At 53.5% G+C, this 20,429-nt stretch carries 19 protein-coding genes; 7 read left to right on the top strand and 12 right to left on the bottom strand.

The genetic code is table 11. The features are described from left to right. Window positions 1-405: 405 nt before the first annotated feature. From ACRZ91_RS21480 to ACRZ91_RS21455, 6 genes are all read right to left on the bottom strand, one after another. The gene (locus tag ACRZ91_RS21480) at window positions 406-1,356 is read right to left on the bottom strand and encodes an alpha/beta hydrolase (RefSeq protein WP_480908494.1); all 951 of its coding nucleotides are present in this window, start codon (window positions 1,354-1,356) and stop codon (window positions 406-408) included. Continuing rightward, window positions 1,353-3,251, bottom strand: coding sequence for a caspase family protein (locus ACRZ91_RS21475; protein ID WP_480908492.1), 1,899 nt, complete (start codon window positions 3,249-3,251; stop codon window positions 1,353-1,355). The genes ACRZ91_RS21480 and ACRZ91_RS21475 overlap by 4 nt, the downstream gene beginning before the upstream one ends. A gap of 37 nt (window positions 3,252-3,288) precedes the next feature. Beyond that, the gene (locus tag ACRZ91_RS21470) at window positions 3,289-4,650 is read right to left on the bottom strand and encodes a S1 family peptidase (protein ID WP_480908490.1); all 1,362 of its coding nucleotides are present in this window, start codon (window positions 4,648-4,650) and stop codon (window positions 3,289-3,291) included. Continuing rightward, window positions 4,647-5,282 (bottom strand): M12 family metallopeptidase, encoded by a 636-nt coding sequence (locus ACRZ91_RS21465; protein ID WP_480908488.1) that lies wholly within the window; start codon window positions 5,280-5,282, stop codon window positions 4,647-4,649. The genes ACRZ91_RS21470 and ACRZ91_RS21465 overlap by 4 nt, the downstream gene beginning before the upstream one ends. 78 nt (window positions 5,283-5,360) lie before the next feature. After that, entirely contained in the window at window positions 5,361-6,566 is a 1,206-nt protein-coding gene (locus tag ACRZ91_RS21460; protein WP_480908486.1) for a tetratricopeptide repeat protein, read from the bottom strand. 149 nt (window positions 6,567-6,715) lie between these two features. Further along, entirely contained in the window at window positions 6,716-7,948 is a 1,233-nt protein-coding gene (locus ACRZ91_RS21455; protein WP_480908484.1) for a hypothetical protein, read from the bottom strand. 114 nt (window positions 7,949-8,062) lie between these two features. Here ACRZ91_RS21455 and ACRZ91_RS21450 point away from each other — a divergent pair, with 114 nt between their 5' ends. Further along, window positions 8,063-9,013 (top strand): TAXI family TRAP transporter solute-binding subunit, encoded by a 951-nt coding sequence (locus ACRZ91_RS21450; protein WP_480908482.1) that lies wholly within the window; start codon window positions 8,063-8,065, stop codon window positions 9,011-9,013. A 434-nt stretch (window positions 9,014-9,447) separates the two neighbouring features. Further along, window positions 9,448-10,965 (top strand): ABC-F family ATP-binding cassette domain-containing protein, encoded by a 1,518-nt coding sequence (locus ACRZ91_RS21445; RefSeq protein ID WP_480908480.1) that lies wholly within the window; start codon window positions 9,448-9,450, stop codon window positions 10,963-10,965. Between the two features lie 188 nt (window positions 10,966-11,153). On the opposite strand, the gene ACRZ91_RS21440 is transcribed toward ACRZ91_RS21445, so the two are convergent. Next, on the bottom strand, window positions 11,154-11,468 hold the full coding sequence (locus ACRZ91_RS21440) for a hypothetical protein (RefSeq protein ID WP_480908479.1): 315 nt from the start codon (window positions 11,466-11,468) through the stop codon (window positions 11,154-11,156). A 435-nt stretch (window positions 11,469-11,903) separates the two neighbouring features. Next, complete coding sequence (locus ACRZ91_RS21435; protein WP_480908477.1) at window positions 11,904-12,782, bottom strand: LysR substrate-binding domain-containing protein; 879 nt, start codon at window positions 12,780-12,782, stop codon at window positions 11,904-11,906. 118 nt (window positions 12,783-12,900) lie between these two features. On the opposite strand from ACRZ91_RS21435, the gene ACRZ91_RS21430 reads away from it, so the two are divergent. The 4 genes from ACRZ91_RS21430 (at window position 12,901) to ACRZ91_RS21415 (ending at window position 15,999) form a co-directional block, all read left to right on the top strand. Next, window positions 12,901-13,650, top strand: a complete 750-nt coding sequence (locus tag ACRZ91_RS21430) for an SDR family oxidoreductase (RefSeq protein WP_480908475.1) — start codon at window positions 12,901-12,903, stop codon at window positions 13,648-13,650. Window positions 13,651-13,667: 17 nt separating this feature from the next. Further along, a complete protein-coding gene (locus tag ACRZ91_RS21425; protein ID WP_480908473.1) occupies window positions 13,668-14,057 on the top strand; it encodes an ectoine synthase in 390 nt (129 codons plus the stop codon). Between the two features lie 325 nt (window positions 14,058-14,382). Then, window positions 14,383-15,213: a class I SAM-dependent methyltransferase gene (locus tag ACRZ91_RS21420; protein WP_319545300.1), complete on the top strand. Its 831-nt coding sequence runs from the start codon at window positions 14,383-14,385 to the stop codon at window positions 15,211-15,213. Between the two features lie 87 nt (window positions 15,214-15,300). Continuing rightward, window positions 15,301-15,999 (top strand): SDR family NAD(P)-dependent oxidoreductase, encoded by a 699-nt coding sequence (locus ACRZ91_RS21415; RefSeq protein ID WP_480908471.1) that lies wholly within the window; start codon window positions 15,301-15,303, stop codon window positions 15,997-15,999. 91 nt (window positions 16,000-16,090) lie between these two features. Here ACRZ91_RS21415 and ACRZ91_RS21410 read toward each other — a convergent pair whose 3' ends face one another. The 3 genes from ACRZ91_RS21410 to ACRZ91_RS21400 all read right to left on the bottom strand — a co-directional run bounded on the left by ACRZ91_RS21410 (window position 16,091) and on the right by ACRZ91_RS21400 (window position 17,074). Then, the gene (locus tag ACRZ91_RS21410; RefSeq protein ID WP_480908469.1) at window positions 16,091-16,222 is read right to left on the bottom strand and encodes a hypothetical protein; all 132 of its coding nucleotides are present in this window, start codon (window positions 16,220-16,222) and stop codon (window positions 16,091-16,093) included. Window positions 16,223-16,534: 312 nt separating this feature from the next. Beyond that, complete coding sequence (locus ACRZ91_RS21405; protein WP_480908467.1) at window positions 16,535-16,840, bottom strand: rhodanese-like domain-containing protein; 306 nt, start codon at window positions 16,838-16,840, stop codon at window positions 16,535-16,537. A gap of 33 nt (window positions 16,841-16,873) precedes the next feature. After that, entirely contained in the window at window positions 16,874-17,074 is a 201-nt protein-coding gene (locus ACRZ91_RS21400; RefSeq protein ID WP_170745557.1) for a DUF1059 domain-containing protein, read from the bottom strand. Between the two features lie 290 nt (window positions 17,075-17,364). Here ACRZ91_RS21400 and ACRZ91_RS21395 point away from each other — a divergent pair, with 290 nt between their 5' ends. Continuing rightward, window positions 17,365-18,990 (top strand): hypothetical protein, encoded by a 1,626-nt coding sequence (locus ACRZ91_RS21395; RefSeq protein ID WP_480908465.1) that lies wholly within the window; start codon window positions 17,365-17,367, stop codon window positions 18,988-18,990. A 353-nt stretch (window positions 18,991-19,343) separates the two neighbouring features. Here the strand turns inward: ACRZ91_RS21395 and ACRZ91_RS21390 are convergent, their stop codons facing one another. Next, window positions 19,344-20,171: a class I SAM-dependent methyltransferase gene (locus tag ACRZ91_RS21390; protein WP_480908463.1), complete on the bottom strand. Its 828-nt coding sequence runs from the start codon at window positions 20,169-20,171 to the stop codon at window positions 19,344-19,346. Window positions 20,172-20,429: the final 258 nt, after the last annotated feature.

The following is a 20,429-nucleotide window of genomic DNA, read 5'->3' as shown; positions in this document are numbered from 1 at the left end:
GACAAGCCTAGCGTATTGCCGGGTCGAAAGATGCGGCAAAGCATGCATACGACTTGGAAACAGATACCGTTGTCCATGCATATATTGAGAAGAGACCCATTGCGACACGACCTCACGTGTATTCTCCGTCACTTCAAATTGCACTGGCTTCGCAGTTTTACGTTGAACAACGGATAGACAGGATCTGCGAGGTTAGGTTAACGGGATTGAGCATCGGCTGACAAAACCCAACCATCCATTGAGGTTGAAGAGGAACGGTCGGCCACTCGCTGTGTCACTCTCAACACTATTCACGTGACGCGCGTGGACACACGATACTTATCTCGACCATCTAAATCCGGCCCCAGCGCAATTTTCAGAAAACCTTTTCTAAATAAGAGCGCCGCTTCCAATTCTGCTTTTCATTTATGCGCCTGTGGCAATCCGGCCTGCAACATTCGATTTGTTCAAATAGCCTGAAATCCCGTGACGGTTTTCCGTCTGATTCTCAATGTCACCGATGTTTTCGATAGCCGGTATGACGGCGAAATTTTCTTGATCCAAAGGATGCAGGGCAACCACGTCTCTTGGATCATATGCATTGACCCATGCACCAACACCATCAGGGAAGCGCAGTGGTCGAAACCTACGTCGGATTGCGCGGATCCCCAACGGACTGCCCAGAGTAACGAACAACGGAACGTTGTGCGACGTACCAGACGTTAGAATATTGTAAGAGACAACAGAACCTAATGAATGCCCCACAACAACTGTTGGACGCCCGTCCAATTCTTCGCTGACGATGTCATCGATTATCCGCCGAACACCCGAACTAGAGATGTAGAGAAACACGTCTCGCAAAAAGACCTCTAGCGCGCCCTGAGACAAGCCGGTTGCATTGCGGTCGATTGAAGCGATCAGTGCCTGCACCCATTCCCAGTTAAGCGGGCCTTTCTCGCGAGGATTGTCGCCATAGATAGCGTCCACTTGATCATCAGTGATCCCGGCAGCCTCGCGGATGTCGTTGGCCACCTCTTCCTGAAAGATCAAAAACTCATCCTGAGCCGCGTCCCCTTTGGAATTGATGCGTGAGGCCGTCGGCAGCCTTGAGCGCGCTGTCAACTCATCCAGGGTGTCGCCATAAAACGGCAAAGCTATGGTCGTGATGTCGGGTATCTCGAATTCTGTACCATTCAGTCCGTCTTGAAACGCGGCCAACCACTCTGCGCGTATATCCTCGGGATCCCGCCCCCCCTGCGCGCGCCCGTGAACGAATAAAATACGTTCGGGCGATGCGGCGCGGACTTGGGTACTCAAATAAGGCAGCATTGCAGCCCCGATCATAGTGCCCGTAAGGGCGGCACGACGTGTAATCATGGAAATGCTCCTTTCAAAATTCTCTCGATGACAAGGTTCGTGCCTTCCGGTGAAAATGTGGTCCAGAGGCTCTCCGTGAGATATGCCCGTGCCTCCTGCAGATCGGGAGGCAGCGCGATCTGATTGGCGCGCAAGCGCTCCCAGCCCGCCTTAAACGCCGGACAGAACGGCACGGTCAAACGGCCCTCGTAGCCGGGCCAATTCTGCGGGATAGCGGAACCCGCAGCGATCTGGTCCCTGAACTTCCGGTCCAGCATCGCAATGTCAAACAGCGCGGCTTCGAAATCGTACTGCATGATCTCTGCCACAGAGGACAGTTCCGCGTATCGGAAAGCCTCGGCATAGGCGTAGGAACAATAAAGCCCAAGTGTCGGGTCAAAACGCTTCAAAATGCGAATACGATCCGCAAATTGCGCTGCTGCATCCTTGTCCACCCCTCCGAACAGAAATGCGCCGGCCGCAGCGGCGGCAGAGGTCGTAGCCCGCATGGTTTCGATGTTCAGCCGATTGTCCTGAAATTCGAAGTGACGTGGGCTTTCGGTCGTGGGGTTGTAGCGGACGTCCACTGCGTAGCCAGTATCTGGATCGATACTGACATTTGCCACAAATTGCTCCAGGATAGCCAAAGGCATGGAGCCACCGCTTTCAAAGACAATCAACCCGGTGGTCGCTTCAGCTCCGCTCAACCCAATCTGAAACATCTGACGTGCGGCCTCCGGCGGCGTGACGTCTGATACCTCTAAGCCATCTGTTACGATAATCTGTGCGACGTCGGCACCTTCGACGGTCAGCCCTGTCATTGGCAGATCGGGATCACCCGCCTGACGCTCCAGAGCAGCGAGCACCTGAGCTTGCGCGGCGCGTTCTGGTTCGGTCGCCGCGGGGGCGGACAGAGACGAAACAAAGGCAGTCACATTGCCAGCATCAAACTCCAACGCACTCCGCGCCAGGAGGTTTGAGAGCGCCACACCTGTAGAGAGATCGGCAGTTTCAAGCTTCTCCGGTGGTGCGGGGGGCGTGAAGCCAGGGCCTCCGCTCAGTTCAACCCGTGTTCCGATTGCCGACTGGACAGCATATGATGTCACCCGAATATCGGGAATCTGCTCCAGCAGGATATCCGCTTCCTGAATGCGCCGCTGCGTCTCGGCTATCAGGTAGTACTCTAGCTTCCAGTTCGGAATGACCTGAATCCCGTTATCAAGTGTTACCACCATGTCATCCCAAGGTGCTACGAACGCATGTAGGAGCGCTTCCGTGAACACTCCTTGAAAATTCTGAGAACTCGCGTCTGGATTGATCTCATAGGCGACCTGGCCCGGCCCGGTGGCGTGAAACAGATCGACTTTCACCTTGCCTGTAAAAACTCCGCCTTGCGGAAACACAAGATAGCCTTCGCTGCCGATCCGGGCATTTGCGAAAGTCTGCGGATGCGAGCGGCAAGCATCGGAGATCAGGACCACATTGGGAATACCCGTAAAGACTGCCGCTTCGGCACATTCAGCCATCGATACCGTTTCACTCGCGTTTCTTGGCGCTCTGGACAGTAGCCAATGTTCCGCCTGTCCTAGTCGGAACCCATGGCCCGAAAAATAAATGACCAATTGATCCAAATTGTCTGCGTTCACCAAAGAAGCCACGGCATCATGAATATCAAGCGCCAGAACCTCTTCCCCTGCATCATCATCAATCAGAGGGATAACCCTTTCAAATCCCTGAAACTGAAAGAATTTTTCCATCTTTCTGGCGCCAGACGCCGCGGCTGACAGCTCGCTGATGCCAGTGGGCTTATCCACCCCAATCACAACCGCTCCGCGCCGCAATGTGTTCGGATCTGTCTGTCCAAAGGCCACCTTGCCCGCCAGTGCCCCGAACAACGTCGCTGCACTGCCAGCCATGACCGACCGTCTGTTCAGTGACGCCATTCGCACTGACTTAGGGTGAGATTGTGAGGAAGACTGTACCATCCCTGTCCTGATGCGTTTGAAATATGGAAGAGGACGGATGCGCGTTGCTGAGCTTGGACACTATTGCTCCCGAAGTGTCACGGACCTCTATGTCGTATTTCCAGACCGCTGCTTGCCCATTAAGACCTTCCAGCAAATGCCCCTCTACGGGAAACCTAAACTCTTGTCTGGACCTGGTTGGCCTGCGCAACCTTTCCGAGAACCGACTTTCTCGCGTACGCTCCGTTCCGTTCTTGACCCCTGTCAACCTCCACTCTGCGTCAATCAAACCGTGCCCACGGCAATTGCCCTGAATGTCCAACCCCCTGTCCGAATAGCCGAACCAGAGGTCGACGCAGCTTGCCCCGGACCAGTCACCCCCCAACCACGTGCGGCCGTCATGTTGTTGGTCATGGATTTTTGGCACATCAATCTTGAGGATCTCCGCACCTTCTGGCAGGCAAGCCTCCAGCTTGTAGTCAACCCATTCCTCCTCGCACGAGCCTTCGTTGTGGAAATTGTAGGAGAATGACTTGGAAAACTGTTTGCGCTGTGGCGCGCTCACGGTGGCGATGATGTCAACGTCATATACGTCGCCTGACTGAGCGCTGGCCTGGACACTGTTGGAGGTGCAGGCGGGCACGTCGAAAGCTCCGACACGATCCAACATGGATGTGGCCCAGGTAAGCGGCGTCGCCGTTTGCACTGCATTTGCTCCAAGCCCACCCTTCACGAGTCCGACGACGCGTCCTTCAAGATCGGTGATTGGCCCACCGCTCATGCCGCCAGTAAGTTGCGACGACAGACGCCAGCGGCTGTCATAGGTCGTAATCCCCTGAAACTTCACATCCAGATCGGTGAAATCCTGCGACAACGCAAAGCCGAACGCCATAAGATCCGCCCCGTCCTCTGGTTGGTCGATCAGGCACGCTTCTAGAAACGGGTAGTCGTCGGGCGCATCTCCGAAGCGCAGCGCAGCGACATCAGAGGCCTTATCCGATGAACCGGTGAGCGCCAGATCTTTTGGGGAAGCCCCCAAATATCCGATACGCCCCTTGATCTTTGGATTTTGTACGAAAGCCTCAGGGCAGCTTTCGTTGACACCGTTTATGACAATCTTGCCATCCAGCAAATGAAGGGCTGTGATAACGCCGCCTGCGGGGGTCACGATGAACCCTGTACCCTGCTCTTTGATATGGCATTCATTATCCGGATTGTCAGGGTCCACAAATGTCACTTCCAGAAACACGGTAGCCGGACGCACCTTGTCCCTAAGTTCGGCGCGGTCCTGCGCGAAAACCTCAACCGCCAGTCCCGAGGCCAGAAAGACAACCGCGCTCGTCAGCTTCATTTCGGCGCTCCATAGATCGCTTGAACGGACAAAACATCGTAGTAGCTCAGTTTACCAAAATTCCCGTAGGTCGGGTTGCAATAATTCATCACGGAATCGGTATCGTACGGCGTGAGATGCCGATCTCCGTCTGTGCCTTGCGCCGCCGCGTGACACGAAGTTTCACGGTCATCACGGTTGTGTTCATGGGCCAGACCAATCGCATGGCCGAATTCGTGAACCGCAATGGCGCGATTGCAAAGCTCGTATATAGTTTCGTTGGCCAGACAAGCTCTGAAGCCATCAAGATCATAGTTTTCATTCAGAACCATACCGTTCTTTCTGCCGCTTAGATGGCGGCCCAGCACTTTGACATGCGGGTTCTGATTTTCGATCAGAATCCTGATCCCGCGAACATTCTGCGTGGCGCATTTTTCCCAGCCGGTGAAGTTGAGCCTTGAATAGCTGGCCCAGGTTTCATCAATCACATTGCGCACAAACCCACGAAAGGCTTCTGTTTCCGGCTCGGGATTTTCCCAACACACGGGAATCTCGGGTGAACTCCAGATCGCGCTCATTAGGACATAACCGAAATCTTCTTCACCGATTTCGATCCGCGTAAATTCGTTGTTCTTTGCATCACCGGGTGCCACAGTTGCGAATTGCGCAGAAAGGACCGATGGTAAGCAAAAAAGGAAAACTATCAGGAAACATCGCATATTTGAAAATCTTCATTCAGTTTGCTCGTCTGTGTCACTATCCCAAGCGCGCAGTACTCGCGTCCCAGTCCGCGCATCTAAGCCGCTGCGAATAGCGTCGACGCTGTCTTCAAAAAGCTTCCGACGAGCCACATCTAAAATGAATGCATCGCGTTGCAGATCAGAGGCGCGCCGAACCACCTCGAAACTTTGGAGAACACCCAACGCTTGCATTGCCGCATAGGCGTGCGCTTCGGCGTAGACACCGTTGCTTTTGTCCGCACGCGCCAAACTTTCACAAATTGGAAGCGCGGCAGCATAGTCTTTTTGTTGAATGAGTGTCGCGCAGGCGAAATACAGATATTGGTTCCGCAATTCGATTCCGGGAAGATCATCCTCGTTTGCCAGAACAACTGATCTATGAGCCTCTGTCCAAGCTTTTGCCGCTTCCCGTGCTTGCCCTTGCCCACGAAAAACAGAGGCGCGCACGGCGATGGCCCTGTGTTTTTCTGCGTCGGGAATGATGTTGAACACATCGTCAAGGCTTCGTGACGCAGCATCCCACTGCCCAAGCGCGACATAAGTACGGGCAAGGGTCAACTCTATACCCCAGTACTGTTTTGGCTCCAACCGAAACTCTTTTGGCCGCGTCTCGTCCTTCGCGCTTTTCGCCAGGATATTGACAGCGTTTTGCAAAATGTCCTTTGCAAGAACGGTCTGCCCGGCTTGGTTATAAAGCTCGGCCTCGACCTGCGCCAAAGAAACGAAACGGTATTCCCTTAGGAAAACCTCAAGTGGTTCGTTTCCTCCGGTCAAAACCGCGTTGTCCAATCCGCGGCGAGCTTCGCTGCAATCAAGCTCGGCATCCAGAAACAACCCAAGTTGCAAATAGGCAAAGCAACGGTTGATAAGCGCAGTTGTCGGGTCAACCAGAGGGAACTGAATGACATTTGTCAGGGCAGCAATTGCCCCATCAAAGTTCTGTAAACCCAACTCGGCCTGCCCAAGCAAAAGTTGTTGTTCCGTGCGTGCGACATCGGAAGACAGTTTCTCTTTGTTCATCCGGAGCAGGCTGACACGCGCGTCTTTGTATCCCCCTGCGCGCAACTGCGACTGAACCTCCTGGAACCGTGCTTGCTCTTTGTCAGAGATGCCTTCGGACTGGCTCCACCCTGCCTGAGCAAAAACAATGCCGCACAGGGTCGCCAGACCGAACAAATATCTCAGGGGTTTCAACAACTGAAGACACCCGGAGGACACGTGGGCGGAGGCGGCGGACCACCGGAATTTGCTAAATGCGGCCACAGAAATACTGCCAAAACAACCCCTGTGTTTAGAAACGTTCGCAACTTCATTCCTCACCTCTCAAATTGCTGTGTCATATTGGATCAAGTGCAAGTCGCACGACCACTAGGCGCTTTGTCCCGGATCTGTTCCGCCCATTCCCCTTCGTTCAAGAACTGACTTTCTAGCGTCACCCACATTAGCCGCTCGTCGTTCTGCTCAAGCGCACAGGAGAAAATCAACCAAGCCTTCCGAAGCTGCCTGTGCTGGGCAACTGCATCCACGAACTCTTTGTCCGGGTGCTGTCTTTGTGCGAAGTCCTTAGAGGTGTCAACGAGCATCCGTATATACTCCCCCAAGATGTTACGCATTTTCTCAGCGTCGATCTGATGTTTGACATCGAGTGCCTTGATCGTCTCCATCTCGCTGAAACACTTGAAGGATTTGTTCCCACACACGATTTCCATTCGCAATTGTAAGGCATCAACCACCCCGTCGCTTAACTCGGTACCCTCCTTCAAATCCAAAGGGACGCGCACATGGCTCAGTAAAGTTTGTGCCACATCCCGGTTGTTGATCGCATTCGTACCGGCCAGAGTGGTATCAAGCTCCTCGGCCTTATAAAAAGCACGAGCCAGGGAATGAAGATGGAAGGCGCGATGGTCGTGGTCCAAGCCCACGAATTTCGGATGCATATGCAACTGCCGAACAAAATCGAGTTCACGTAATGGCAATTCGGCATCGTGGTGGAGGTAAATTTCAATCGCTGTGGCCAGCTCGTTCAAATAATGCCGCTTCCCGGCGATCCGGAAAATGAGGATCAAATCGCTTATGGCATCCAGAGCGTGGTCGCGCGACAGGCCGCGACCAGCTCGAAGTTGGCTCGCGGCTCGGTTATACGTCACTGTGATGGGGGACATCTCGATCAGGTTCAAAACAAATTGGTCTTGACTCGTATCCAACGGCTGCTCTTCACGGAATACAGTAGTGCGTTGCAGAAGTTCACGCGTCTCTCTGACCTGCGTTATCCCGTGAAACCGTGTATGGCTGACAGCTTCGATGTAAACTTCGAGTTCGACCCACTCGGAATGCTGCGCAATTTGGTCGGACGCCGGAAATGTGATTTTCATCAGTGCGTTGGACCAATCCCCGTCTTCCCCGGGATTAATCAACAAGCCGTCAGACACGTATCGCCACCGATCCGTAGAGATAAATTGCTGAGGTTGCCGCCAGCGCACTTCCAATCGTTCGCGAAACTTTTCCGGCAAATTATCATCAAGGAGCAACGAAGCCGATGTTGCGGTATTAAACTCAACTCGGCCTTTGGCCGAAAACATCAAGTCTTGCGCGGAAGCGGATGACCAACACAAAACGGTCGCAAGCGATACCAAAATTCTAAGAAAATATGTTATCGTCATAATGCGAAGCAATGTACCTGATTCGCGGTTAAATTGAGAGTATTTTTGGTAACATTAACGAAACTTTTTTCTGTATTAGCCTCTTTAGCGATCGGATTGTTCTTTGCGAAGCCGATTTTAGCGCAGCAAGAGGACAGATATTTCACGCTGGCGTCGGGCGGCGTGAAGGGCATCTATTTCCCGATAGCGTCGCAAATCTGTCAGGATATCAACACCCATGCACTTGCGCATGGAGAACGGTGTGGGGTCATGGCGACCTCTGGTACGAACGACAATCTCAAGGGCATTGCTTCCGGGGAATTTGATTTTGCAATCGTTCAATCAAACGCGTTGATCGAAAAACTGGGAACGCGTGAAAACAAGCAAATGATCACAGTGGCAGCGCTCCATCCCGAGCCGGTCCATATCGCGGTTCGCGCCTTGTCTGATATAAATCAGATCGACGACCTTTCTGGTCGCATCATCAATGTCGGCGACACCGGATCAGGATCGCGAGAGATTGCGCTTGTTCTGATGCGTATGGCCGATATCACTATGGATGAAAGCATGTTGCGCGGTCACGGCCCAAGTACGCAGGCGCGTGAGCTTTGCGATGGGCGAGTTGAAGCTTTGATCTGGGTTTCCGGCATCGGCAATGCCTCCATGGTCGAAGCGCACCGTCGCTGCCAGATTCGATTACTGGAAATTCCCGAGAGCATCCGCACCAGAATGCTAGAGGCTGTGCCCGGATTGGTCGAAATTTCTATCCCACCAGACACATATGGTGACCAAAAGACAGCCGTAAAAAGCCTTGGTCCTATTGCCCGGATCGTTGCTAACAAGAACTTGGAGGTTGCACGTATTGAACTGGTCGCGGACGCGGTACTTGGCCCCAGAGCCGATATCCGACGCGTTCACCGGGCGCTGTCTGACCTAAGCGCCCAGGATATGCGGGCGCTGTTTCCCCAAGAGCTGGGGCACCCTAGCTATAACTTAAGTAAGTAACTGTTGAACCTCACACGAACCTGACCCAACCGTCATAGTTGGACCAGAAAAGCGGTGAACTTTCGACATCAGAAGGCACCCCAAGCCAAAAATTCTACTTGCTAAGAATTGTAGTCTTGTGCTGCAGACCAGTACGACGCGCTGCAGAAAATGTCTGCAATGAGCCCATACCTACAATTTCTAGGCGATGCGGCCAATATCTGCTTTTCTTATCTAGCCGCTTGCTGAGACGGGAATTGTTTTTTAAGGTCTCAGCACACAGTCACAATCTACAACGGGAGGGCACAAGCTGAACATGCGTATCATCCGCCGACTTCAGCATGGTCCCCGTTTCGCCCTGTAAATGCGTTTACAGGGCGGGCCCGAGAAATAACCTTTCTATCGGTCTGCCCTAAGCCGCACTGCGGCACCTCTTTCTATAAGCAGAGAATCCGATGACTGTGATGAACATCAACGCTTTAAGCGTAATCCGTGGCGACGTCCTTTTCGATGAACTGAACCTGACAATTTCCAAGGGTGATCGTATTGGATTGGTTGCCGCAAATGGGCGCGGCAAGACAACACTATTGGAATGCATGGCTGGTCAATCCGAACCAACCAACGGGAGTATCGTCCGGGCGCGCGGTTTGCGGGTAGGATATGTGACCCAATACGTGCCGGAATGCGCTTATACCAAAACGCTCTATGAGTGGGTGCTTGGCGCCCTTCCTGCTGAGCAGGCAGAGTACGAAAGCTGGCGTGTAGACGTCGTGCTTGGCGATCTGAGTGTTCCGTATGAGTTGCAGCATCGTCTGCTCAACGAACTAAGCGGCGGGTGGCAAAGGACAGCGTTGTTAGCTGCCGCCTGGATTCAGGAGCCAGATATCCTGTTGCTGGATGAACCAACCAATCATTTGGATTTGCATCGTATTGGCTTGCTCCAGAACTGGTTGTCCGCCTTACCACGTGAAGTACCGGTTGTTGTGACCTCTCATGATCGTGCATTTCTTGATGCGACCACCAATAAAACGCTGTTTTTGCGCGCGAAAAGGTCACGTGTTTTTTCAATCCCATTTTCGGCAGCACGAGCAGCGCTTGATGAAGCGGATGCTGCCGACGAACGGCGGTTCGCCAATGATTTGAACAAAGCGCAGCAGCTCCGCAAACAGGCGGCAAAGTTGAAGAACATCGGCATCAATTCCGGGTCTGATCTTCTGGTAACCAAAACCAAACAGCTCAATGATCGCGCGGCGCAGATTGAAGCGACTGCCAAACCGGCCCACGAGGAGCGCAGCGCCGGTGATATCAGACTGGTCAACAGCGGGACTCATGCCAAAGCACTGGTCACATTGGATGACGCACGGGTTGAAACGCCTGACGGTCGCTTGTTGTACAAGACCGGGCAGAAATGGGTTTTGCCAGGGGACCGCATCGTACTTCTGGGGGCTAATGGCACGGGTAAGACCCGATTGGTAAAGATGGTGCAAAGCGCACTTTCAGGGAATAGCGGGGCGGTCAAATGTGCCCCTTCGGTTGTGTCAGCCTATTCTGACCAGCATCTGAGCCAGCTTTCGGACAGCGACACGCCGATGAACGCTGTTACAGGGCAGTTTGATATTGTTGATCAACGCGCCCGTAGCGTGCTGGCCGGGGCCGGTGTGAACATTCAGATGCAAGACATCAAAATCGGTGCGCTGTCTGGGGGTAAAAAGGCGCGCTTGGCGATGCTGATACTGCGGCTTAAAAATCCGAATTTCTATTTGCTTGATGAACCAACAAACCATCTCGACATTGAAGGGCAAGAGGCTCTTGAGGATGAATTGATCACACACGGCGCTTCATGTTTGCTTGTTAGTCACGACCGCAGCTTTTTGCGAAATATCGGCAATCGATTTTGGCTTGTCACAGATAAAGGTCTGGAAGAGACGGACAGCCCCGAGCCGTTTTTGGCAAGAGAATTGGGTTCCTTGTGATCATTTTGGTTCAACAGGTTGTGCAGGGCGGTCGTCGTCGAAACGGACTTTCGTATGTTTTCAGCGAAAGTCCGCTCCGTCCGCTCTTTACCTGTTTGGGCTTGGCGCGGCGAACGGTCCGTTTCAATCCATCCTATACGGACAATTCGTTACCGCCCTATTCTACACTCAGACTGAATCGAACCCTGTCACTTATCTTTGAACCGTTCCACAATTTCGGGAGGCAGTAAGTGTCGCCACTTGTCCGGTGTGTTCTTCCAAATATCCTCGTCGGAAACGGGCTCCGTACTCACCTGCATCCGGCTTTCTGTGCCAAACTGCGCATTCTCAACATCTATGCCGAGTGATTTCAGCAGTTCGCGAATCTTAGCTTGGCCTTCTGGTGTCTCGCCGTGGCGACGAAGCACTTCTTTCAATGCCTTAACTTTGGCTTTTGCTCTGCTTTTGGCTTCAGGCCCGTGAATATCAGCCCAGGTGAAACTGTGGTCGTTTTCCTTAGTCATCGTCTGCTAGCGCTCCCTACTGGGTTGTTTCCGTTTCCACCGCCTGGCAGGCAACGACCAAGATATCTCTCCGCACCTCTTTGAAGCGCACCTGTGGACGCCTGCGCACCCGCTGAAAGCGCGGCGGCGATTGATGGTAGGAGAAAAAAGAAAATGATGCCTGTGACGGTGACGCCTGCGAAATAGAACATAGCTAGGGTCAGGTGGGGCAAGCGTGCGAGGCCTGCCACTGTCCTGATAAGGTGAGTTCAAGGCTCGGGGATATGGGAGCGTTTTCCGCATAGCCGTCATTGGCGAAATCACGGCGAAAGTTCGCTTTGTCCGCAAAGCAGACTTTGAGCGAGTTTCCCCAAATGACCGATATGCGGACAAAACGGACCTATGCAGCGCGCGAGCCAATGTCCGCTTTCCTCGGGCTTCGATTGGAACCCAGAGCTAAAGTGACATGAGCCATTTCTTGAAAACTCTCAATGTGACTCGCTCCTGATCGCCCGAGCGGCAGACAAAGTAGAGCCCTCGCTCTAATGGAACACAGCTTGCATCCAGACGTATCAAGCGCCCAAGTTCCAGGTCATTTGCCGCCAATAAATGTCTTGCCAATGTAACACCTTGCCCGTCAATGGCCGCCTCCAGCAAAACAGCGCTGTCCACGTACTTGATACCCTGCGCGTTGATCCGATCAGCGCTCAAACCAACCTGCGCAGCCCAGTTTTCCCACCCGACATTGAACGCGTCCTGCAGGAGTGGGAGGGCAACCACATCTTCGGCACACATCGGTAGCTGTATTTTCCCGACAAGGGAGGGCGCGGCCACGACAACCAATTCCTCGTGTCTGATCTGTTCATAAAACAGCCTATCCCAACCGGGTTTCCCGAAGCGCAGGGCGACATCGACCTCGGAGGTATCGAAATCGGCAAAGGCATCGTTTGTGTCTAGCAACAACGCGATACCAGGATGCTCTCGCTGAAACGAACTGAGCTGTGGCACAAGCCATTTGAGTGCTAGCGAAGTGGAAAGAGACACTGTAATCGACTGTCGGTGATGCAATCGCTTCACTTCCGATACGCCCAACTGCAGTGCCGAAAATGCCCCTCGTGTAGATTGATACAGGCGTTCACCGGCTTGCGTCAGTTCAACGCCATTGGGCCGGCGATGAAAGAGCGTCATGCCAAGATGCTGCTCCAACAACTTGATCTGCCTACTGATCGCGCCGTGTGTAACGTTCAGAGCATCCGCTGCCTTAGATAAGCTGGAGTGGGTTGCGGTTTCATCAAAGGCCTGAAGGGCACGAAGGTGTCTAAGGTTTTCCGGCATGTGAGAAAACCTAACAGCAATATTCTGAAAACTCGATAGGTTCGCCGAGTTCTAAGGAGGTACACTGACTTCAACGCAATAATTCTCACATATAATGCGCCTAAAGAAAGGGGATACGATGCCCGAAGTCAAAGTCGCGCTGATGACAGGTACCGGACAAGGCATTGGCCGAGGCTGCGCCATTGAAATGGCTAAGGCTGGCTACAAGGTTTCGCTAATGTCGCCGTCCAATCGCTCGGTTGAGCTGGCGGAGGAGCTTGGGGGCATTGGCCGTCGTGGCTCTGTCTTAGATGTCGACGATTTGCAAGCGATGATCGACGACACCATGAGCAGGTATGGTAGAATTGATGCCATCGTCAGCAACATGGGTCACGGTGGCACGGTGCCAGAGTCCATCAAAACTGTAGGTTTCGACCCGGACTTTGACGGGCCGCTTTTGGAGCTCAGCGATGAGTTGTGGCACGAAAGTCTGGACATGTACGTCCTGAACGTCGTCAAGATTGCCCGTATCGTTACGCCCATCCTGATTGAACAAGGCGGCGGCGCTTTCGTAAACATCTCGTCCATGAACACGATTGAGCCACGTGCACCGTATCCCATGAGCATGTTGCGCGGCGCGCTGCACAGTTTCTCAAAGCTGTATGGGGATCGTTATGCACGGCACAATATTCGCATGAACAACCTGCTCCCTGGGTTCTGCGAGAATGTGAAACTCTCCACACGGGCCCGCCAGGAGATCCCCGCTCAGCGACCGGCAACATTCGAAGAAATTGGGCAGGCTTGTGTGTTTCTCGCCAGCGAGGGTGCCCGATACATAAATGGTCAGAGTATACTATCTGATGGCGGGATGAACCGCGCGGTCCGATAGCAAAGAGGCGGTGAAGTATGATTGTTAAAGCACTCAAAGATATCCTCGATACAGATCGGGACGTTTCCGGTCCGGGTTGGAACAGCAGAAGGTTGCTGCTCGCCTCTGATGGAATGGGGTTTTCGCTGACAGATACGATAATTAAAGAAGGCACAGTGCTTGAGCTGGAATACACCCATCATCTAGAGGCGTGTTACTGTATCGAGGGCAAGGGGCAGATCCGAGCGTCTGAAAATGAAACCTGGCATTCCCTTGAGCCATTTACCCTCTACGCTTTGGATCAACACGACCGACATTTGGTGCGTGCGACAGAGGTTGATCTGCGACTGGTCTGCGTATTCAATCCGCCGCTCAGCGGGCGCGAAGTACATCGCAAAGACGGAAGCTATGCCCCAAAAACATACTGATGAACGTGGTGACGTATACAGGGAACCGGTCGTACACGCACCACGCAGCAACTGTCGAGAAAGGCTCAGGGCAGCCGTTCGCTGCACTAGGCGTGAACGACTTCTACGTGGACAAAGCTGCCGATAAGTCAGTTTGTCGGGATGTGTGACAACGGCCCAATGCAGCCGTTCGACCTTAATCACCGTCGCCGCGATGCGGCCCGTCAAAGGAGACATTCGCTGTACGGGCGAAGATGGAAGACAGACGCAGGTCCGAAGAGCGGACGAAGCTGACATTCTGGCTCACCCTGTGTATCCTGACGGCATCGATTAGGGAAGCTTCAATATGACCAATCCCAACGAAGTCGCGCACCATTACCATTCCGGTCACTTGCTCAAACGGATTTCCGATGGTTGCGCAGCACTGGACCTGACCCCGCCAATTTCCCACGACGCTTTGGCGCCGGTTGACGAGTTTCACATTGGCGGGCGTCTCGCGACCGAACCTTTTGTGAAAGCTCTCGGCCTTTCACCTGAAAGCCGAGTTGTCGATTTTGGCTGTGGGCTCGGGGGTCCGGCACGCTATGTGGCGGCGGCCACCGGGGCGTATGTGACCGGTGTCGATTTAACCGCCGAGTTTGTGGAAACCGGTCGCGCTCTTACAGAATGGACGGGCTTGTCACACCGAGTTCAACTCATCGAAGGCAGCGTGTTGGAATTGCCGCTGGACACTGACTCCATGGACGCCGCTTACATGATCCATGTCGGCATGAACATCGCGGACAAAGTCGGCATCGCCCGTGAGGCGAAGCGAGTGCTCAGGCCAGGCGGAATTTTTGCGATTTACGATGTTATGCAAGTCGGAGAGGGGCAAATGGACTATCCCGCACCCTGGGCGTCATCTGCAGATCAAAGCGCACTGACTTCTCCGGAGACATATGAAGCTGCTTTGAAATCTGCCGGTTTCGAGGTGAGTGACCGGATCGACCGCACTGCATTCGCCAAACAGTTCTTTGCAGATCTGGCAGCTGCGCAAAGCCGTTCAGATGGCCCTCCACCTTTGGGTCTTCATCTTATAATGGGCGATGACACCGCGCTTAAGGTTCAACATATGGTCAGGAATATCGAACGTGGTTTGATTGCCCCAATTGAAATCCACGCGCGCCTTCCAGTTTAGCTGCTTTGACTAACAGGTCAGGTTTGGCCTTTCTTAAGTGGGGTGGCGGTTTGTGGTAATCTTCCATAAGCAAATCGGGGAATGCTCATGGCTGAAACAGCTCTGATTACGGGTGCCTCAAGTGGAATAGGCCGGGCAACGGCCATCGACCTGGCTTCGAAAGGGTGGAACATACTCGCGCATGGACGCCGCGAGGACGCGCTGCAAGAAACAATTGCCATGGTTGAGGCCACAGGTGGCGCGGGCGAATGGTTTGCCGCAGAAATGGGCGACATGACTTCTGTGGCCGCTCTCGCAGACTGGGCGCTGCAAAGCGAGCGGTTGGACGCGATGGTTCACTGCGCCGCCAAGTTCACCTACGGCGCTGTTTCGTTTGACCGCTTTTCAGATTGGGACACATCCATCGACCAAGTGCTGCGGGCAACCATCAGACTGACCGCGCATGTCTTGCCTGCGATCCGTGAAACAGAGGGGGCATTTGTCTATATCTGCGGGCCTACATCCTGGCTGGGCTGGAAAAATCACGCCATTCATTGTGCCCTGCGGCATGCGCAGGCTGGTTTCGCCAAGGCTCTGTTCGAAGATGTCCGCGAAGACGGTGTTCGGGTCACCCTTGTGCACCCGGGGTTTGTCAACACTCCAGACGTGTCCGACGCAGGCAAAGACCGCTCCAAAATGATTCAGCTTGAAGAAATTTCAACGCTAATCTCGACTGCTGTAATGCTGCCCAACAACGCCTGCGTCACGGAACTCACAGTGCGCCCCCAAAGGACGCCATATCTATGACAGGCTCTATCTGGTTGGTCGTTCAGAAAGTGCTGACCCACGCGCACAGCAGAATCCGCCAGGGCACGAGGCCTATAGCAGGTGGTCGGCTTTACAACTCCACCAGGTCGTAGTGTTTGATTGATCGAGCTTCGACCAGTTCAGCTTCTGCCAGATCGATGTGGGGGCTTTCATAGTCCTCCCCTACAAACGCCTTTAGAGACTCCAGACTGTCCCAAATCATCACAAAGCTGAACTCTCTCGGGGAACCTGATCTTGCGGCGCCCGGCAAAACTTGGACGACGCCCTTTGTCCGTTTCATCAATGGAATGGCAGTTTCGTGAAAGAATTTACTGAACTCTTTCTCCTTACCTGGTCTCACAAGCACCTGAAAATCCGCATGATCATGCCTGCATCCTCCAACAACGGCGATGCCTGGATACTTGCCTGCCTAAATCGGGCGCATCGTAGCACCATTTATTTTGCGCGTCCGTAAGGGCGCGGAGCGGTAACCAAGCCCTTTCAAATGACGGGCTGATAAGACGAGATAGCACCATCAAAGTCGTTGAGTGGTGGCCCTAGCATTGATCAAAGCTGCCATGCCCCCATCGACGAAGCGAACATGTTGGAACCCCATTGAGGTCAGGACGTTTGCTGCGGCAGCGCCACGATAGCTTGGAGCGCGGCCGGGCGCAGCTACGACATTTGGGTTCACACCGGCGGCGTCCATTTCCGCGGTGTCCCTTACATCGACCAAGAATACTTTTTGGTCATTCTCCAATGTTGCGAGTGCTTCGGCAGCGGAGATGCCTTCAGCAGCCGAAATTTCCTCTTCTTCCATTTGAGCAAATGTGCGCGCCATGTCGACCTCCAGTCGTCTGTGCCAGAGCACGTTTCAGACGTTCACGGGTTTAATCAAGGTCGCCAGATAGGCCCGTGTTTCACCATCCCAATCAGCAGGATTTTCGTCATGAGCAACTTGCGCATGAAGTTCCATAAGTTTCCAAACTTCATCCTTGGTCTCGGCGACCACGCTTGCGGGACAGGCCGCCATCCCTTCACAATCCCGACAAGCATATGAAAACGCGTTCGCCATCTAGTTTCTCCCCTTTGTTTGAACCGAGAATAGCAGATTGGGCATTATTCACCGAATCCGGCAGTTAGATAGACTGTTTGTGAGACGTGGTCATCGCTGTGAAAGTCGCCTTTGGGGCTCTCCTGGCACCTTCGCCGCGATCTGCGCCAAGGGCCAGTTTGGTACAATGCCGCCATTAACTGCATTGCTTTGTTGATGCCCCGAGGTCGCATCGCCCGCTTTCAAAAGATGACAATGCCTTAACGTTGTCTTAACGTCGTTTTATGAGAGCTCGCCTTGCCGTGATCTTGATGGCTGACCTGGTCGGCTATACGTCCGCAATGGAGGCGGATCAGTCGCTCGCAATCGAGTTGGTCCGCGAACTTCGTGATAAACTTCTAGAACCTGAGGCCGTCCGAAGAGGCGGCGAGATACTGAAGCGTATGGGCGATGGATGGATAATTGCCTTTCCGTCGATATCAGCGGCAATCGAAACCGCTCAATTTGTGCAAATTGCGTTGGTCGACCATGAAAAAATCAGGCTGAGGATGGCCGCGCATCTCGGGGAGATCATTCAAGACGAGACCGACATTTATGGTACCGGCATCAACATCACTGCGCGCCTGCAGACTGAGGCGCCACCCGGTGGTGTGATGATCTCCGAAGACCTCAAGCGGCAGTTGGACGAAAAGCTTTCAGCGGGTTTCAGCGATGCGGGTACGTACGACTTAAAGAATCTTGCTAATCCGGTGAATGGGTTTCAATGGCGGCCCGCAACGCAGCGAGAGAAAGAACACACCGAATTGCCTTCTATTGCAGTGGAGCCGGTCACAAGTGCCCCCGAATCAAGAGAAACGCTCGAGGTTTGCGCTGATCTGCAGGAGCAACTGGTTTACAGTCTTTCGCGCCGCACTGGTGTGCGTGTAATCGCAACAGATTCAATGTCTGAGACTAATGCAACGTATAGCCTGAGATGCCGATTGCGTTGCCGAGAAACCGAAGCAAGGATCTCGGCCAGCCTTACCCGGTTGGGAGATGGACAGGTAACCTGGTCGTGCTTCTTAAACGGAGATTCAGAGGATTTGTTTGAATTAAGCGACCGGGCTGCAGAACAGCTGTCAGACGATTTACGTCTGCAGATCAATGCGTTTGACGGTGACCGACTTAATGATATTCCAGACGATCAATTGAGCCCAAGTGAGTTGAGATCCCGAGCGGCAATGCTGTTTTACCGTGCCACCGTCGAGGACTATAATCATGCGGGTAAGTTGCTGGAGCGAGCGCTTCGACTTGATCCCGAGAATGGCTCCGGGCTTGCGATGTGGTGCGAAGCCAAACTGTACCCCTTGGAGGCATGCTATCGCGAGGCTGATCCTGATTTACGCACGCGGATCATCGAGTCTGCGAATAAAGCCGTTCAGACTGCGCCTCGTTCCGATTATTGCTGGTACACGCGGGCCCAGGTGCGCGCGCGCCTCGCGGGTGATCTGAATGGTGCAAGGAAGGACATCGATAGAATTTTCCGGCTGAATCCCAGCTATGTTTTGGGCATGGAGGCGAGCGGTTATACCGAAATTATTGCCGGCAACTGGGAAGCTGCTCGGAAGAGTTTGGTAGAGGCTGTGGATCGTTCCACCGAAGATCCGTTTCTGCCATACCGGCTTTATCCCCTTTCGATTGCACACATGATGGCAGGTGATCAGCAGCTCGCGCTTGAAGCAATTTCGGACGCGAATGAAATGCGTCCCTACTGTCGACACTTCTGGTTGGTGAAGGCGTGGATACTCAGAAAGTCGCGAATGCACTCCAAAGCGGAGGCTGCTGCAGAACGCGCGGAAACGCTGTCAGAAAAAGCGGATATCCTTGCACAAAACCTTCATCTGCCTGACCCCATCAGAGAGGATATAGGGTTGCCAGGTGATCCGATCCAAGCATAGAGGCCTAGATGGGTTACGAGATCGTGGGCTGATAGCCGAACGGCAGACATCTACCCCGATCCAACCTAAAGCGTGTTACCTACATTCACCGCGGGAGATGAGTTGCGTCATTTCTCAGGGCCGCTTTGGGCTCGTTCCTGACCTCGGATGCGAAACGGTATTTGCCAAATTTGGAAGGCTTGGACTGGTATCGGCCCAATCCGGACCTTCGCTGAGTATTCAAGATGCCGCGGCCGCAGCCCGCAAAGCCGTCATTCGCTGCAGGCGCATGATCGAGTCGCTGTCAAAGGTCTAGATCGCGGACAAAGCTGCCGTTCGGAGAGCGTGCGTAATCACCAAAGGTTTGGAAAAAATCAGCGGCGAACGGCTGAAATGATGACAGACGGGGCCGGAACAAGAAAACCGCCATTGTGCATGGTGCCTAGAGTGCGAGTTCGTTCTGCCAAATCAGAGCGAATTGAATCTCGCTTCATAGCTGGCTGCGATCCCAACAGTGATGCCGCGCGAACGGCACCTTGGTCAAATGCATCAAACAAATCTTCAGGTTGCTGTACATACAATTCAGACGGCATATCGAACAACTGAACCTCTGCAAATCCCGCATTGGTGACCATAGGTTCAGCAGAAGAACGGTTGGCAAGCATATGAGCATCTGGTCCAAAAGGTAGTGTTACAGAGGGGTCGCCCAGTCGTCCAACCGCATCGAACAACCAACCGAATGCACCATCTGATCCTTTCCCTTTCCAGATTGAAAACGCGATACGCCCTTCTGGTCTCAATACCCTTGCCGCTTCCGCCAAGCCGCGTTCAGGATCGGGGAAGTGCGGTACACCAAAACCAATAGTGACAGCGTCAAAGCTGTTATCGGCAAAGTCCATCGACATCGCATCCCCTCGAATGAAGGTAGCGCCTGGCACAGCAGTCTGAGCAAGGGATATCATGGCCGCAGAAAAGTCGAGCCCAGTTACAGAAGCGCCTCTTGCCGAAAGCTCTGCAGCGACAACACCATGCCCAGTGCATAGATCAAGAACTGTTAGCTTTGGTCCAGCCGACACCGCGTCCGAAAGCCTCTCTGCAACAAGGAGCGTAGCTTGGTTGAACCCATCTGCGTAACCTTTAGCGATAGCTGGATTGGCCCAGCCTTCGCGCTCCATCTTTTCAAAATCATCAAGGTTGCTCATGCATCCCCCAAATCAAGTCAGCGTAGCATCAACAATTTTCTGAAGCCAATAGAGCCCTCTTCGCAACAGATGACAGCCTGCCGACAGCCTCGCCACAGCGTCCGCAGTGGGCTCCGAGCGGAAGATGAACCGGAAATTTCGAATGCTTGCTTGGGAGCGGCGAGCGGACGATCCCGCCCGCCTAAAAGGTTAAAGATCGATGCGTTCGGCAATACTAAGCGCGTCTTCAAGCTCGACGCCAAGGTAACGCACCGTACT

It is taken from the genome of Ruegeria sp. O11 (genome assembly GCF_056535285.1).
This window is presented reverse-complemented; position numbering and strand designations above follow the sequence as displayed.